At 69.6% G+C, this 13,885-nt stretch carries 12 protein-coding genes; 10 read left to right on the top strand and 2 right to left on the bottom strand.

Annotation, left to right across the window (positions count from 1 at the left end):
• The 8 genes from VHL31_RS24290 to putA all read left to right on the top strand — a co-directional run.
• Positions 1 to 314 (top strand): magnesium transporter (locus tag VHL31_RS24290; protein WP_329663832.1); only part of this gene is annotated, 314 nt, incomplete at its 5' end.
• Between the two features lie 12 nt (positions 315 to 326).
• Positions 327 to 1,481: an acyl-CoA dehydrogenase family protein gene (locus tag VHL31_RS24285; RefSeq protein WP_329663831.1), complete on the top strand. Its 1,155-nt coding sequence runs from the start codon at positions 327 to 329 to the stop codon at positions 1,479 to 1,481.
• Complete coding sequence (locus VHL31_RS24280) at positions 1,478 to 2,080, top strand: 2-hydroxychromene-2-carboxylate isomerase (RefSeq protein WP_329663830.1); 603 nt, start codon at positions 1,478 to 1,480, stop codon at positions 2,078 to 2,080. The genes VHL31_RS24285 and VHL31_RS24280 overlap by 4 nt, the downstream gene beginning before the upstream one ends.
• A 39-nt stretch (positions 2,081 to 2,119) precedes the next feature.
• On the top strand, positions 2,120 to 3,724 hold the full coding sequence (locus tag VHL31_RS24275) for a carboxyl transferase domain-containing protein (RefSeq protein ID WP_329663829.1): 1,605 nt from the start codon (positions 2,120 to 2,122) through the stop codon (positions 3,722 to 3,724).
• 3 nt (positions 3,725 to 3,727) lie between these two features.
• The gene (locus tag VHL31_RS24270; protein ID WP_329663828.1) at positions 3,728 to 4,513 is read left to right on the top strand and encodes an enoyl-CoA hydratase-related protein; all 786 of its coding nucleotides are present in this window, start codon (positions 3,728 to 3,730) and stop codon (positions 4,511 to 4,513) included.
• Entirely contained in the window at positions 4,510 to 6,438 is a 1,929-nt protein-coding gene (locus VHL31_RS24265; RefSeq protein ID WP_329663827.1) for an acetyl/propionyl/methylcrotonyl-CoA carboxylase subunit alpha, read from the top strand. The genes VHL31_RS24270 and VHL31_RS24265 overlap by 4 nt, the downstream gene beginning before the upstream one ends.
• Positions 6,435 to 7,361, top strand: coding sequence for a hydroxymethylglutaryl-CoA lyase (locus tag VHL31_RS24260; RefSeq protein ID WP_329663826.1), 927 nt, complete (start codon positions 6,435 to 6,437; stop codon positions 7,359 to 7,361). Before VHL31_RS24265 ends, VHL31_RS24260 begins: the two co-directional genes overlap by 4 nt.
• 57 nt (positions 7,362 to 7,418) lie before the next feature.
• Entirely contained in the window at positions 7,419 to 10,571 is a 3,153-nt protein-coding gene (putA, locus tag VHL31_RS24255; RefSeq protein ID WP_329663825.1) for a bifunctional proline dehydrogenase/L-glutamate gamma-semialdehyde dehydrogenase PutA, read from the top strand.
• A gap of 39 nt (positions 10,572 to 10,610) precedes the next feature.
• Here the strand turns inward: putA and VHL31_RS24250 are convergent, their stop codons facing one another.
• Both VHL31_RS24250 and VHL31_RS24245 read right to left on the bottom strand, forming a co-directional pair.
• Positions 10,611 to 11,483: a prephenate dehydratase gene (locus tag VHL31_RS24250; protein WP_329663824.1), complete on the bottom strand. Its 873-nt coding sequence runs from the start codon at positions 11,481 to 11,483 to the stop codon at positions 10,611 to 10,613.
• A gap of 3 nt (positions 11,484 to 11,486) precedes the next feature.
• On the bottom strand, positions 11,487 to 12,233 hold the full coding sequence (locus VHL31_RS24245) for a 3-deoxy-manno-octulosonate cytidylyltransferase (RefSeq protein ID WP_329663823.1): 747 nt from the start codon (positions 12,231 to 12,233) through the stop codon (positions 11,487 to 11,489).
• A 197-nt stretch (positions 12,234 to 12,430) separates the two neighbouring features.
• On the opposite strand from VHL31_RS24245, the gene VHL31_RS24240 reads away from it, so the two are divergent.
• Together VHL31_RS24240 and VHL31_RS24235 are read left to right on the top strand one after the other, a co-directional pair.
• The gene (locus tag VHL31_RS24240; RefSeq protein WP_329663822.1) at positions 12,431 to 13,063 is read left to right on the top strand and encodes a cytochrome c family protein; all 633 of its coding nucleotides are present in this window, start codon (positions 12,431 to 12,433) and stop codon (positions 13,061 to 13,063) included.
• Positions 13,056 to 13,844, top strand: a complete 789-nt coding sequence (locus VHL31_RS24235) for an inositol monophosphatase family protein (RefSeq protein ID WP_329663821.1) — start codon at positions 13,056 to 13,058, stop codon at positions 13,842 to 13,844. Before VHL31_RS24240 ends, VHL31_RS24235 begins: the two co-directional genes overlap by 8 nt.
• Positions 13,845 to 13,885: the final 41 nt, after the last annotated feature.

Raw genomic sequence — 13,885 nt, 5'->3', positions numbered from 1 at the left:
ATCTCGGGCGGGGCGAGACCTACCGGCTGGTCCTCAAGGAATCGCTGGTCGGCCTGTTGAACGGCGGAAGCTTCCTGCTGGTCGGGCTGGCCACCGCGTTCATCTGGTTCTGGCAGGGCGAGCTGGCCCTGGTGTTCGGCGCTGCGATGCTGATCAACCTCGCGGTGGCCGGCCTGGCCGGTGCCGCGATCCCGCTCTGCCTGCAGCGCATGGGGCTCGATCCGGCCGTGGCTTCCACCGTGTTTCTCACGACCGTCACCGACGTCGTCGGATTCTTCAGCTTCCTGGCCCTGGCGACCCTGGTACTTCTCTGAAAGGAGGTTCCGATGCTCGACCACGACCTGCCTGAAGAGATCCAGGCGCTGCGCGACATGCTGCGCCGCCTGGCCGCCGACGAGATCGCGCCCATCGCCGCGGCGATCGACCGCGACGACCGCTTCCCGCGCGAGCTCTGGCCGAAGCTGGGAGAGCTCGGCCTGCTGGGATTGACCGTGCCAGCCGAGGAGGGCGGCAGCGGGATGGGCTACCTCGCCCATGTCGTGGCCATGGAGGAATTGTCCCGCGCCAGCGCGTCGGTCGGCCTGTCCTATGGCGCGCATGCCAATCTCTGCGTGAACCAGATCCGCCTGAACGGCAGCGTGGACCAGCGTGCGCGCCACCTCCCCGGCCTGATCGACGGGCGGCATGTCGGTGCGCTCGCCATGTCCGAGCCCAATGCCGGTTCGGATGTCGTGTCGATGCGCACGCGCGCGCTCAAGGCCGATGGCGGCTGGCGCCTGACGGGCGAGAAGATGTGGATCACCAACGCGCCCGAAGCCGACCTGCTGGTCGTCTATGCGAAGACCGACCCGGCGGCAGGGCCCAAGGGAATCACGGCCTTCCTGGTCGAGCGCGGCACGCCGGGCTTCACGGTCGGGCCGAAGCTGGACAAGCTCGGGATGCGCGGGTCGCCCACGGCACCGCTGGTGTTCGATCACGCGTTCGTGCCGGACACGCACGTGCTGGGCTCGGTCGGCGGCGGCGTGCGGGTCCTGATGTCGGGACTGGATTATGAGCGGATCGTGCTGGCCGGCGGGCCGCTCGGCATCCATCAGGCAGCCTTCGACCTGGCGCTGGACTATGCGCGCAGCCGGCATCAGTTCGGCCAGCCGATCGGGTCGTTCCAGCTGATCCAGGGCAAGCTCGCCGACCTCTACACCCGGCTGCAGGCATCCCGTGCCTTCGTCTACACCGTGGCGCGCGCGGCCGATTCAGGCCGGACCAGCCGGGAGGATGCCGCCGGCTGCCTGCTGCTCGCGGCGGAGAGTGCGACGGCTGCGGCGCTGGATGCCATCCAGATCCTCGGGGGCAACGGCTATACCCGTGACTACCCGGCGGAGCGGCTGATGCGCGATGCGAAGCTTTACGAGATCGGCGCCGGCACGTCGGAGATCCGCCGGGGGCTGATCGGTCGCCAGCTCACCGGGCTGGGGGGTGCATGAACGAGCCACTCGACTTCTACTTCGAGTTCGCCAGCCCCTACGCCTACCTGGCGTCGCTCAGGATCGGCAGCATCGCAGGCGCCTACGAGCGCGAAGTGCGCTGGCGGCCGATCATGCTGGGCGCCATGTTCAAGCTCACGGGATCGGTCCCGAACGTCCAGGCTCCGCTGCGGGGGCCCTACTTTCTCCGCGACGCGCCTCGCTGCGCCCGGCTGATGGACGCTCCCTTCACCCTGCCGCCGAACCTGCCGATGAACTCGCTTGCCGCCAGCCGCGCCTTCTGGTGGCTGCATGGCGCCGACCCGGACATGGCGCGCGGCTTTGCGGAAGCAGTGTTCTTCGCGCACTGGGCCGAAGGCCGGGATCTGTCGGCCATCGAGCAGGTGGTCGAGGTGGCAAGGACGCTCGGGATCGACGAGACGGCCCTGCGCGAAGCGGTCGCTGATCCCGCGATCAAGGAGCGGCTGAAGGCCGAGACCGATCATGCCATCGAGCGGGGCGTGTTCGGCTCGCCGTTCATCTTCGTGGATGGCGAGCCGTTCTGGGGTGCGGACCGCCTGGACCATGTCGAGCGGTGGCTGGCCAGTGGCGGCTGGTAGGCTGGACTCAGGGGAACCTGAGGTGCCGAGGTCAGGCCGGTGACGGTACTCCGCTCGACGCTGGACGGGCGCAGCGAGACCTTCCGCCGCCGCGCAGCCCATAACCGGGCCCTCGCTGCCAACCTCAGGGAGCGGGTCGCTGCCATCGCGCAAGGTGGCGGTGCCGGTTCGCGCGCGCGGCACGAAGCGCGTGGCAAGCTGTTCGTGCGCACCCGGATCGACCGCCTCCTGGACCCCGGCTCCGCCTTTCTCGAGGTCGGGCAGCTCGCAGCTTTCGGGGTTCATGACGAGCCGGTGCCGGCAGCCGGGCTCGTCGCCGGGATCGGCCGGATCGAGGGGCGCACTTGCATGGTCGTCGCCAACGACGCGACCGTGAAGGGCGGCACCTATTTTCCGCTTACCGTGAAGAAGCACCTGCGCGCGCAGCGGATCGCCTGGGAGAACCGGCTGCCCTGCGTCTATCTCGTGGACAGCGGCGGCGCGTTCCTGCCGGCCCAGGACGAGGTGTTCCCGGACCGGGAGCATTTCGGCCGGATCTTCTTCCACCAGGCACGCATGTCCCGGGACGGCGTCGCGCAGGTCGCGGTGGTCATGGGCTCCTGCACGGCCGGCGGCGCCTATGTGCCGGCCATGGCCGACCTGACCATCATCGTGAAGGAGCAGGGCACGATCTTCCTGGGCGGCCCGCCCCTGGTGAAGGCTGCCACCGGCGAGGTCGTGAGCGCGGAGGAACTGGGCGGTGCGGAGATGCACACGCGGCAGTCCGGCGTGGCCGACCAGCTGGCGAGCGACGATGCGCATGCCCTCCTGCTGGCGCGCGCAGCCATCCGCGACCTGACGCCGCCCGCGGACAGGGTGATCACGCAGGAACCCGAGCCACCGCTCTATCCGGAGGAGGACCTCTACGGGCTGATCGCCGAGGATGTCCGCGAGCCCTGGCCCGTGCGGGAACTCCTGGCCCGCATCCTGGACGGCTCCCGCTTCGAGGAGTTCAAGCCGCGCTACGGCGCCACGCTGGTGACGGGGTTCGGCCAGTTGATGGGCATGCCGCTCGGCATCCTCGCGAATGACGGGATCCTGTTCGCCGAGAGTGCGGCCAAGGGCGCGCACTTCATCGAGCTTTGCTGCCGCCGCCGGATCCCGTTGGTCTTCTTGCAGAACATCGCGGGCTTCATGGTCGGGCGTTCCTACGAGCAGGGCGGCATCGCGAAGGAAGGGGCCAAGCTCGTCCATGCCGTGGCATGCGCCGAGGTGCCGAAGATCACCCTGCTGGTCGGCGGCAGCTTCGGGGCCGGCAACTATGCCATGGCGGGGCGGGCCTATGATCCGCGCTTCCTGTGGTCCTGGCCGAACGGGAGGATTTCGGTGATGGGGGGCGAGCAAGCTGCTTCCGTGCTGTCGACGGTTCGGCGCGATGCGCTGGAGGCACGCGGCGAGCACTGGTCCGCCGATGACCAGGCCGCCTTCGAGGCGCCGGTGCGCGCGCAATATGGCCGCCAGGGTGATCCCTACTATGCATCGGCGAGGCTTTGGGATGACGGGATCATCGACCCGGTGGACACCCGCCGGGTGCTGGCACTTTCCCTGGCAGCCTCGCTTTCGGCGCCGATCGGGGACACCCGGTTCGGCGTGTTCCGGATGTAGGCGATGACGCTGCTGGTCGAGCGGACGGGTTCCGCCGTGCATATCACCCTGAACCGGCTGGCGCAGCGCAATGCGCTGGACGAGGGGATGATCGCGTCGCTGCACGACCAGTTCGTGGCGCTGGCTCATGACGACGACGTGCGGGTGGTCGTACTCAAGGGGGCGGGCCCGGCGTTCTGCAGCGGCGCCGACCTCGCCTGGATGCGCCGTGCTGCCGGGTTCACGCTCGACGAGAACCAGGTCGACGCCGGCCGGCTCTGCGAGATGCTGGTGGCCTTCGACCAGCTGCCGCAGGCCACGATCTGCCTGGCGCATGGGGCGGCCATGGCCGGCGCCCTGGGGCTGGTATGCGCTGCCGACATCGCGATCGCGGCGGAGGGCTGCCAGTTCGGCCTGACGGAAGTGCGGCTGGGCCTGGTGCCGGCGATCGTGGCGCCCTTCGTGATGCGGGCCATGGGCAGCCGGCAGGCGCGCCGCTGGTTTCTGACGGCCGAGCGCTTTGACGCCCATACGGCCCAGCGGCTGGGCGTGGTGCACGAGGTGGTGCCGCCGGACCGGCTGGATGAGCGCGGCGGCGAGTTCATCGACCTCGTGCTGCAGGGAGCGCCCGGCGCCATCGCCGAGGCCAAGCGCGTGATCGACCTCGTCGCCACGAGCCCGCAATCCGGCAGCCTCGTCGCCGCCGCGACCGTGGAGGCGATCGCGGCGCGGCGCGTGAGCGAGGAGGGCAGGGAGGGTATCGCCGCCTTCTTCGAAAAGCGTGCGCCCTGCTGGAAGCCCCCCTCGTGAGAAAGCTCCTGATCGCCAATCGCGGCGAGATCGCATGCCGGATCGCGCGGACCGCGCACCGGATCGGGATCAGGACGGTGGCCGTGTTCGGCCAGCCCGACCGCGACGCCCCGCACGTCGTGCAGTGCGACGAGGCGATCGATCTTGGCGGCGAGACGGCCGCCGAGACCTACCTGGACATCGGCAAGCTGATCGATGCCGCCGCCCGCACCGGCTGCGACGCGCTGCATCCGGGCTACGGCTTCCTGTCCGAGAGCCCGGACCTGGTGGAGGCGGCGGTGGCGGCCGGCTTGGCCTATGCCGGACCGTCGGCAGAGGCGATGCGCCGGCTGGGCTCGAAGGCGGCGGCCCGACAGCTGGCCGTGGACCATGGCATTCCGGTCGTGCCGGGCTATGACGGAGCGGACCAGGAGCGGCTAGAAGCCGAGGCCGCGCGGATCGGGCCGCCGCTGCTGATCAAGGCCAGCGCCGGCGGGGGCGGGCGCGGCATGCGGGTGGTCCGGAACATGGCCGACCTGCCGGAACTGCTGCAGGCGGCAGCGGGCGAGGCGCTGGCGGCGTTTGGGGACGGCACGCTGATCCTGGAACGGCAGGTCGAGCGCCCACGCCATGTCGAGGTGCAGGTGCTGGCCGACAGCCATGGCAGCGTGATCCATCTGGGCGAACGCGACTGCACGCTGCAGCGCCGCCACCAGAAGGTCATCGAGGAGGCCCCGGCGGCCTTCCTGCAGGCGGAGACCCGCGCCGCCCTGGGCGCGGCGGCGGTGCGCCTGGTGCGCGAAGCCAGCTACACGAATGCCGCAACGGTCGAGTTCCTCGTGGCGCCGGACGGCTCCTGGTACCTGATCGAGGTCAATACGCGCCTGCAGGTCGAGCATCCGGTGACCGAGCTGGTGACGGGCCTGGATCTGGTGGAATGGCAGCTGCGGATCGCCCGGGGCGAGAGGCTGGCCATGGGCCAGGAGCAGGTGCAGATCCGTGGCCATGCCGTGGAGCTGCGGATCTGCGCGGAGGACCCGGATCAAGGGCTTCGGCCGACCAGCGGCACGATCCGCAACGTTGCCCTTCCGCCCGACATGCGGGTCGATCACGCCCTGGCGGACGGGATGGTGGTGGGCGCCCATTTCGACAGCTTGCTGGCCAAGCTGATCGTACACGGCCGCGACCGGTCTGCCGCTTTGCGCCGGGCACGTGCCGCCCTGGCCTGCACCAGGATCGACGGCGTCGCGACCAACATGCGGCTTTTGGACCGTGTGCTGGCCGACCAGGAATTCGTGGATGGCGGGATCGACACGAACTGGCTGGAAGGTGCCTTGTCGACGCTCGTGCAGCAGCCGGCGCCGGGCACGGAAGATCTCGTGGTCGGAGCAATCGCCCGCCTGCTCACCCGCCCCGTCGACGGCCGGGACCCATGGCTGTCTTCCCGAGAGCCTTGGCGCCTGAACCTGCCGGCCGAGGAGACGGTCAGTTTTGTGGCGGGCGATGTCCGCGTCCGCCACCTGCATGACGGTTTCGACGTGGAGGCCGCCGGCAGCACGCTCAGGCTCCGGGCGGCCTGGACCTCCACGCCGGACCTGCTGGCGGTCGAGATCGACGGGCATCGCCGCCACCGGCTGGTTCGGGTCGATTCCGCCGGTGTCACGCTGCTGGACCGCCAGATCCACCTGGCGATGAGCCACGTGGCCGATCGACAGACCGAACAGGACGGGGGGCCGGTGCTTCGGGCACCATTGCCCGGCAAGATCATTGCGGTGCCGGCCAGGCTGGGAGATCAGGTGGTCAAGGGTGATGTCCTGGTGATCCTGGAGGCCATGAAGATGGAGCACCGCCTGTCCGCCAGCATCGGCGGCCGCGTCACGGCGCTCATGGTGGCGCAGGGAGACCGGGTCCTGGCCGGCGACGTCCTGGCGGAGCTGGCGCCATGACCGACCTGCTCGCGGCCATCCCTGCCGAGGTCAGGATCGTGGAGGTGGGACCCCGGGACGGCCTGCAGAACGAGGCCACCATCCTCGACGTGGAGAACCGGATCGCGCTCATCCGCGGCCTGGCAGCAGCAGGCCTTCGCACGATCGAGCCCGGCGCCTTCGTCCGGCCCGACCTCGTGCCGGCGATGGCCGGCACGGAAGACGTCCTGGCCGGGCTGCGCGACCTCCAGCAGGTGCGGCTTCCCGTTCTCGTGCCGAACAGGCGGGGGCTGCGCTCCGCGGTGGATGCGGGTGCGACGGAGATCGCCGTGTTCGCAGCGGCCAGCGAGACCTTCTCCCAGCGCAATGGCGGGGCCGGCATGGACGAGACGATGGCCCGGCTGGACGAGGTCGTGGCCAAGGCCAAGTCGCAGGGCCTGGCCGCACGTGGCTACGTATCCTGCATCGCCGGTTGCCCCTACGAGGGAGAGGTGCCGCTGGAGCAGGTGGTGAAGGTCACCGAGGCGTTGATCGGGATCGGCTGCACCGAGATCTCCTTGGGCGACACCACCGGCACCGGCACGCCCCGCCAGATCGCAGGCATCGTCCAGGCCTGTGCGGCAAGCGCCGGCCTGGAGAACCTGGCGATCCATGCACATGACACGATGGGGCAGGCGCTGGCCAACGTGCTGGCCGCCCTCGAACTCGGCGTCCGCACGGTCGACAGCAGCGTGGCCGGACTGGGCGGCTGCCCCTTCGCACCGGGCGCTGCCGGCAACCTGGCGACGGAAGACCTCGTGTTCATGCTGGACGGCATGGGCATCCGGCACGGCGTGGACCTGGACCGTCTCGTGCTGGCTGGCGAGACCGTGACGGCCTTGCTCGGGCACCAGGGTGCGAGCCGTGCTGCCCAGGGTTGGAGGAAGCGGCAGTTGCGCGCATAGGGTTGTGCTAGCGTCGTCGCTGCCATCCAATCCGGGCGCACGACAGGAAATGCTGCCATGGCCCTCGCACCCATTCTGACCGATCTTCCGCCCGTCGATCCGTCGCCGCTGCGCGATGCGATCAGGCGCGCCTACCACGAGGACGAGGACAGGACGGCCGTCCGGCTCCTGGCTGCCGTCTCGTTCTCGGTCGACCAGCGCGAGCGGATCACGGCCTCGGCCCGCTCGATGGCGGAGCGACTGCGGGAAGACGCGACCTCCTCCGGCGGCGTGGAAGCCTTCATGCACGCCTATGCGCTCGACACGGAGGAAGGCGTGGCGCTCATGTGCCTGGCCGAAGCACTCCTGCGCGTGCCGGATGCGGAGACCGCCGACCTCCTGATCAAGGACAAGATCGGCGATACGGACTGGCAGAAGAACCTGGCGTCGTCCGAGAGCTTCCTGATCAACGCCTCGACCTTCGGCCTGATGCTGACCGGCCGGCTTCTGAGCCTGGACGATGACGGGCCGGGCTTCGTCGGCCGCATCTCGCGCATGGTCGGGCGGCTCGGCGAGCCGATTGTCCGCGAGGCGCTCAAGCAGGCGATGAAGGTGCTGGGCCACCAGTTCGTGCTGGGCCAGACGATCGACCAGGCAGCCGCGCGCGCCAGGTCCGCCGAAAAGCAGGGCTTCCTCTACTCCTACGACATGCTGGGCGAGGCCGCCCGCACGGACGACGACGCCAGGCGGTACTTGGCCAGCTACCTGCATGCCCTGGAGCGGGTGGCGGCCAGCGCGCCGCCGTCACGCCAGCTCCTCCGACGCCCCTCGCTCTCGATCAAGCTGTCGGCGCTGCACGCCCGCTACGAATATGCCCAGCACCGGCGCGTGATGGGCGAGCTGTTGCCGCGGCTGGGCCAGCTTCTGGAGCGTGCCCGGCAGCTGGACGTCGCCGTCACCATCGACGCGGAGGAAAGCGAGCGGCTGGAGCCGTCCCTGGACATCATGGAGCACCTGGCCGGCATGGAGGTGCTGCGCGGCTGGAACGGGCTGGGCCTGGCCGTGCAGGCCTACCAGAAGCGCGCGTCGCACGTGATCCACTGGCTGGCCGATCTGGCGACGCGGACATCGCGGCAGATCCCGGTCCGGCTGGTCAAGGGCGCCTACTGGGACGGCGAGGTGAAGAAGGCCCAGTCGATGGGCTACAGCGACTACCCGGTCTTCACCCGCAAGGTCGCAACCGATGTCAGCTACCTCGCCTGCGCCAAGGCGCTGTTCCAGGGCGGCCAGGCCTTCTATCCGATGTTCGCCACCCACAATGCCCAAACACTCGCCGCCATCCTGGAGCTTGCAGGGAACAACCGGAACTTCGAGTTCCAGAAGCTGCACGGGATGGGCGATTCGCTCTATGGCGACCTGATGAAGGCCGAGCGGCTGCCGGTCCCCTGCAGGGTGTACGCGCCGGTCGGCAGCCACAAGGACCTGTTGCCGTACCTGGTGCGCCGGCTCCTGGAGAACGGCGCCAACTCCTCCTTCGTCCACCAGGTTGTGGACCGCTCCGCGTCGCTGGACGATCTGGTCAGCGATCCGGTCGAGCGGCTGCGCAGCCTCCACGTCAAGCGCCACCCGGCGATCCCGAAGCCGGGCGACATCTACCAGCCTACGCGCAAGAACAGCGACGGCATCGACCTGAGCGATCCGAACGAGCTGGCAGCGCTGGCACGGAGCCTCGCCAATGTTCCGGCCATGCATGCCGTGCCAGGCGTCGGCTGCACGGCGGCGCCCCGGCCGGTGCACGACCCGGCCGACCGGCGCCGCGAGGTCGGCAGCGTGGTGTTCGCGGATGCGGATGCAGCAGGCCGCGCCATGGCGTTCGCCCAAGGTGGTCATGCCCGCTGGTCGCGCCGCCCGGTCGACGAGCGGGCATCAGCGCTCGAGCGCGGTGCCGACCTGTTCGGCCGCCACATGCCGGAACTGGTGGCGCTCTGCGTGCGGGAAGCCGGCAAGACGATCCTGGATGCCGTGGCCGACGTGCGCGAGGCCATCGACTTCCTGCGCTACTACGCAGCCGAGGCCCGCCGCCTGCTCGACCGGCCGATCGACCTGCCTGGCCCCACCGGCGAGCGCAACCGGCTCACCCTCCATCCGCGCGGCGTGTTCGTGACGATCGCACCCTGGAACTTCCCGGTCGCGATCTTCACCGGACAGCTGGCAGCAGCGCTGGTGACCGGCAACAGCGTGATCGCCAAGCCGGCCGAGGCGACCTCGCTTACCGGCAAGCTGTGCTGCGATCTGCTCCACCGGGCAGGGGTTCCGGAGGACGCGCTGGTCTACCTGCCGGGCGAGGGCGGCGTGATCGGCCCGGTGCTGGTCACCGATCCCCGCTGCGTCGGCGTCGCGTTCACCGGATCCACCGCGACGGCGTTCGGGATCAACCGGGCCATGGCGGCGACCGAGCATGCCATCCGTCCGTTCATCGCGGAGACCGGCGGCATGAACGCGCTGGTCGCCGACAGCTCCGCGCTGCTGGAAGCCGTGGTCCAGGACACGATCGACGGCGCGTTCCGCTCGGCCGGCCAACGCTGCTCGGCCCAGCGCGTCCTATTCATCCAGGACGAGATCGCCGACCGGACGATCGAGATGCTCAACGGCGCGATGGAGGAGCTTGCGGTCGGCGACCCGGGCGAGATCAGCACCGATGTCGGGCCGGTGATCGACGATCGTGCGAAGGCGAAGCTTGTGGCCCATGCGGAACGGATGGCGCGCGAAGGCAGGATGCTCTTCCGCTGCCCGCTCCCCGATGCTTGCGCCCATGGCAGCTACGTGCCGCCCATGGCATTCGAGATCGACCGGATGGGCCGTCTGACCGAGGAGGTGTTCGGACCGATCCTCCACGTGGTGCGCTGGCGCACGGGCGACCTGCCCAAGGTGGTCGAGGCGATCGAAGCCAGCGGCTTCGGCCTGACCTTCGGCGTGCATTCCCGGATCGACGAGACCGTGGAGACGCTGACCTCGCGGGTGCGGGCCGGCAACATCTACGTCAACCGCAACGTGATCGGTGCCGTGGTAGGCACCCAGCCGTTCGGTGGCGAGGGCCTGTCCGGCACCGGGTTCAAGGCCGGCGGCCCGCACTACCTGCTGCGCTTCCTGACGGAACGTACCCTGACGGTGAACACGGCAGCCGTCGGGGGCAATCTGCAGCTGATGGGAGCCCTCAAGGACGAGGGCTGAGGCAGGGACCCGAGGGGCTGTCCACAAGGGGCGCCGTGCCTATCCGATCTGCTGGCGGAACGGATGGGCCGGGTAGACGCCCAGGATCTCGACGGAGTGGCTGAAGAATCCCAGCTCCTCCAGGGCGAGGTGGACCCCGTCATGCGAGGGGTGGCCCATGATGTCGGCGTAGAACTGCGCCTGGGAGAAGGTGCCGTCGATGTAGCTTTCCAGCTTCACCATGTTGACGCCGTTCGTGGCGAAGCCGCCCAGCGCCTTGTAGAGCGCGGCCGGGCGGTTCTTCACGGTGAAGGTGAAGGTCGTCATCACCGGATCGGTCGCGGGTCCGGGATCCTCCGGCTCACGCGCCAGGACGAGGAATCGGGTCGTGTTGTGCTCGGCATCCTCGATGTTCGAGGCAAGCGACACGAGGCCGTAGAGCTCGCCGGCGAGTTGCGAGGCAATGGCCGCGCGGGTGGGATCGCCCGCCGTCGCGACGTCCTGCGCAGCGCCGGCCGTGTCCGCGACCACCAGGGCCTGCAACTGGTGGCGTCGCAGGAACTGGCGGCACTGGCCGATGGCGTGGACGTGGCTTTCGGCCGAGCGGAGCCTGTCGATGCTGGAGCCGGGCAGGCCCAGCAGATGATGGTTCACCCGCACGAAATGCTCGGCCACGATGTGAAGGCCGCCGCGCGGCAGCAGGTGATGCACGTCGGCGACCCGGCCGGCGACCGTGTTGTCCACCGGGATCATCGCCAGCCTCGCTGTCCCCTCGCGCACGGCGCCGAACGCGTCCTCAAACGAATGGCAGGGCAGCGCCACCATGTCGGGGAAGGCCTGGTGGCAGGCCAGGTGCGAATAGGCCCCGGGCCGTCCCTGGAAGGCGATGGTGTTCGCCGGGTGCGGTGCCACGGGAGCGGTCGGTTCAGGCATTCTTCAGCTTCTGGCCAAGGTCACGATCTGGCGGGCGCGGTCGAGGTCATAGGGGGTGTCGACGCCGAACGGAACCGTCTCCACCAGCTTCACGCCGATCGCGATGCCGTTCTCCAGCGCGCGGAGCTGTTCCAGCCGTTCCCGTCGCTCCAGCGGCGAGGGCGGCAGGGTCGCGAACCGCTCCAGGGTCTCGCGGGTGAACGCGTAGATGCCGATATGGTGCAGGATCGGCCCGTCGCCGGAAGGGCAGGTCGCCCGCGTGAAGTAGAGGGCGCGGCCAAGGCTCGGGTCTGCCGCATCCTGGGAGACCACCGCCTTGACCACGTTCGGGTCGGCCTTCTCGCGCGGATCCTCGGTGGCGCAGGCCAAGGTCGCCATCGGCGTTCCCAGCCGTTCCACCGGCTCCAGGACCTGGCCCAGCACGCGCGGATCGAGCGTCGGCAGGTCCCCTTGCAGGTTGACCACGCGCTGGAACCGGCGCTCCGGGTCGATCGTCGCCAGGGCCTGGGTGATCCGGTCGGTGCCCGAGGGAAGCTCGGGATCGGTCATGACCGCTTCGCCACCGGCCGCCTGGACCGTGGCGGCGATGGCGGGTTCCGCGCAGGCGACGACGACACGCCCGACCCTGGCCTCCATGGCGCGCCGCCACACATGGACGATCATCGGCACGCCCGCGATGTCGGCGAGCGGCTTGTCGGGAAGGCGGGATGCCTTCATCCTCGCCGGGATCAGGACGACCGTATCGCTCAAGGTGCTGCTCCACGCAGACAGGCCAACGGGAACGAAACCTGGTGCCAGCCGCTTGCGACGAAGCGGCGCGGGTGCTGGTCAACTTGACGGCAGCCGATCATGCTCGCTAGAGCCGCACGCGGCCGACGCGGCATCTCGACCAGCCGGCGGCCAGCGCCGCGCGCGGCGACCGGTTGAATGGAAAGGCTCGCTACCTGATGGCATCGTCGCTCGAAAGCAACAAGCTCATGGCGGGCATCCTGACCGCCGGCATCATCGCGCTCGGCTCGGGCGTCATCTCCCGGATGCTGTACAGCCCGGAGATGCCCGAGGAGAACGCTTACCATGTCGAGGTTGCGGATGCGGAGGCGAACGCGCCGACCGAGCAGCCGGACGAGCCGATCGCGGTGCGCCTGGCCTCGGCCAGCGTGGAGGCCGGTGCCACCTCGGCCAAGAAGTGCGCGGCCTGCCATGCCTTCGACGCCGGCAACGAGAACAAGATCGGGCCCGGCCTGTACGACGTCTACGGCCGTCCCGCCGGCGCCCATGCGGGCTTCAGCTATTCCGCGGCCATGACCGAGCACAAGGCGCCATGGGATGCCGAGGAGCTCGACCAGTTCCTGAAGGCGCCCAAGGTCTATATCCCCGGCACGAAGATGGCGTTCGCCGGCATTGCCAAGCCCGATGAGCGCGCCAACGTGATCGCCTACCTCCACTCGCTCAATCCCGCGGCACCTCCGCTGCCGACGGCCGAGGCCGCTCCGGCGGAAGCTGCGCCGGCAGAAGGTTCGGCGGCGCCAGCTGCGCCAGCGGAAGGTGCCGCCCCAGCCGCTCCCGCGCAGGGTGGCTGACGCCGTTCAGGAACTGCTGGCCTTCGGGCACCGGCTGGCCGACGCCGCCGCCGAAGTCCAGCGGCACTGGTTCCGGGCTGAACTGACGATCGAGAGCAAGCTCGACGAGAGCCCGGTGACCATTGCCGACCGGCAGGCCGAGCTGCGCATGCGGGAGCTGATCGAGGCGCAATACCCTGGCCACGGGATCCTCGGCGAGGAGTACGGCCAGCAGGATCTCGGAGCAGAGTTCGTCTGGGTCCTCGATCCGATCGACGGCACCAAGTCGTTCATCTGCGGCCGGCCGCAGTTCGGCACCCTGATCGGCTTGCTGCACCGCGGCCAGCCGCTGCTGGGCCTGATCGACCAGTCGATCCTGCGCGAGCGCTGGGTGGGTGTGTCCGGATCGCCGGCGATGTTCAACGGCAGGACGATCCGGACCCGTCCCTGCCCAGGCCTGGAGCGGGCGGTACTCGCGTCCTATTCCCGTCGGATGTTCGCGCCGGGGCCCGAGCGCGAGGCCTTCGACGCGCTGGAGGCGAAGGTCTATCTCTCGCAGTTCAATACCGACTGCTACGGCTACGGCCTGCTGGCGGCCGGCTTCGTCGACCTGGTGGTCGAGCAGGGACTGCAACCCTACGACTACCTGCCGATCCTGCCGATCCTGGCCGGCGCCGGTGCGATCGTCAGCGACTGGAAGGGCCGCCCGGTCGGTCTGGGCTCGGCTGGCCGCGTGATCGTGGCCGGCGATCCGCGCGTCCATGCCGAGGCCCTGGCCATGTTCGAGCCGCTTTCCGACTGAGCGGCTGGTCCGGACGGCAGTGGCGCGTTAGCTTCATGCGC

It is taken from the genome of Geminicoccus sp. (assembly GCF_036263595.1).
Lineage (GTDB): Bacteria > Pseudomonadota > Alphaproteobacteria > Geminicoccales > Geminicoccaceae > Geminicoccus.
Note: the sequence above shows the minus strand (reverse complement) of the source record. Positions and strands in the feature narration are given on the sequence as shown.

Bases quoted from the DNA above. Each gene is read 5' to 3' on its own strand.
- VHL31_RS24250 (WP_329663824.1), bottom strand. From the start codon at position 11,483: ATGCCTGAACCGACCGCTCCCGTGGCACCGCACCCGGCGAACACCATC.
- VHL31_RS24285 (WP_329663831.1), top strand. From the start codon at position 327: ATGCTCGACCACGACCTGCCTGAAGAGATCCAGGCGCTGCGCGACATG.
- VHL31_RS24280 (WP_329663830.1), top strand. From the start codon at position 1,478: ATGAACGAGCCACTCGACTTCTACTTCGAGTTCGCCAGCCCCTACGCC.
- VHL31_RS24260 (WP_329663826.1), top strand. From the start codon at position 6,435: ATGACCGACCTGCTCGCGGCCATCCCTGCCGAGGTCAGGATCGTGGAG.
- VHL31_RS24270 (WP_329663828.1), top strand. From the start codon at position 3,728: ATGACGCTGCTGGTCGAGCGGACGGGTTCCGCCGTGCATATCACCCTG.
- VHL31_RS24240 (WP_329663822.1), top strand. From the start codon at position 12,431: ATGGCATCGTCGCTCGAAAGCAACAAGCTCATGGCGGGCATCCTGACC.
- putA (WP_329663825.1), top strand. From the start codon at position 7,419: ATGGCCCTCGCACCCATTCTGACCGATCTTCCGCCCGTCGATCCGTCG.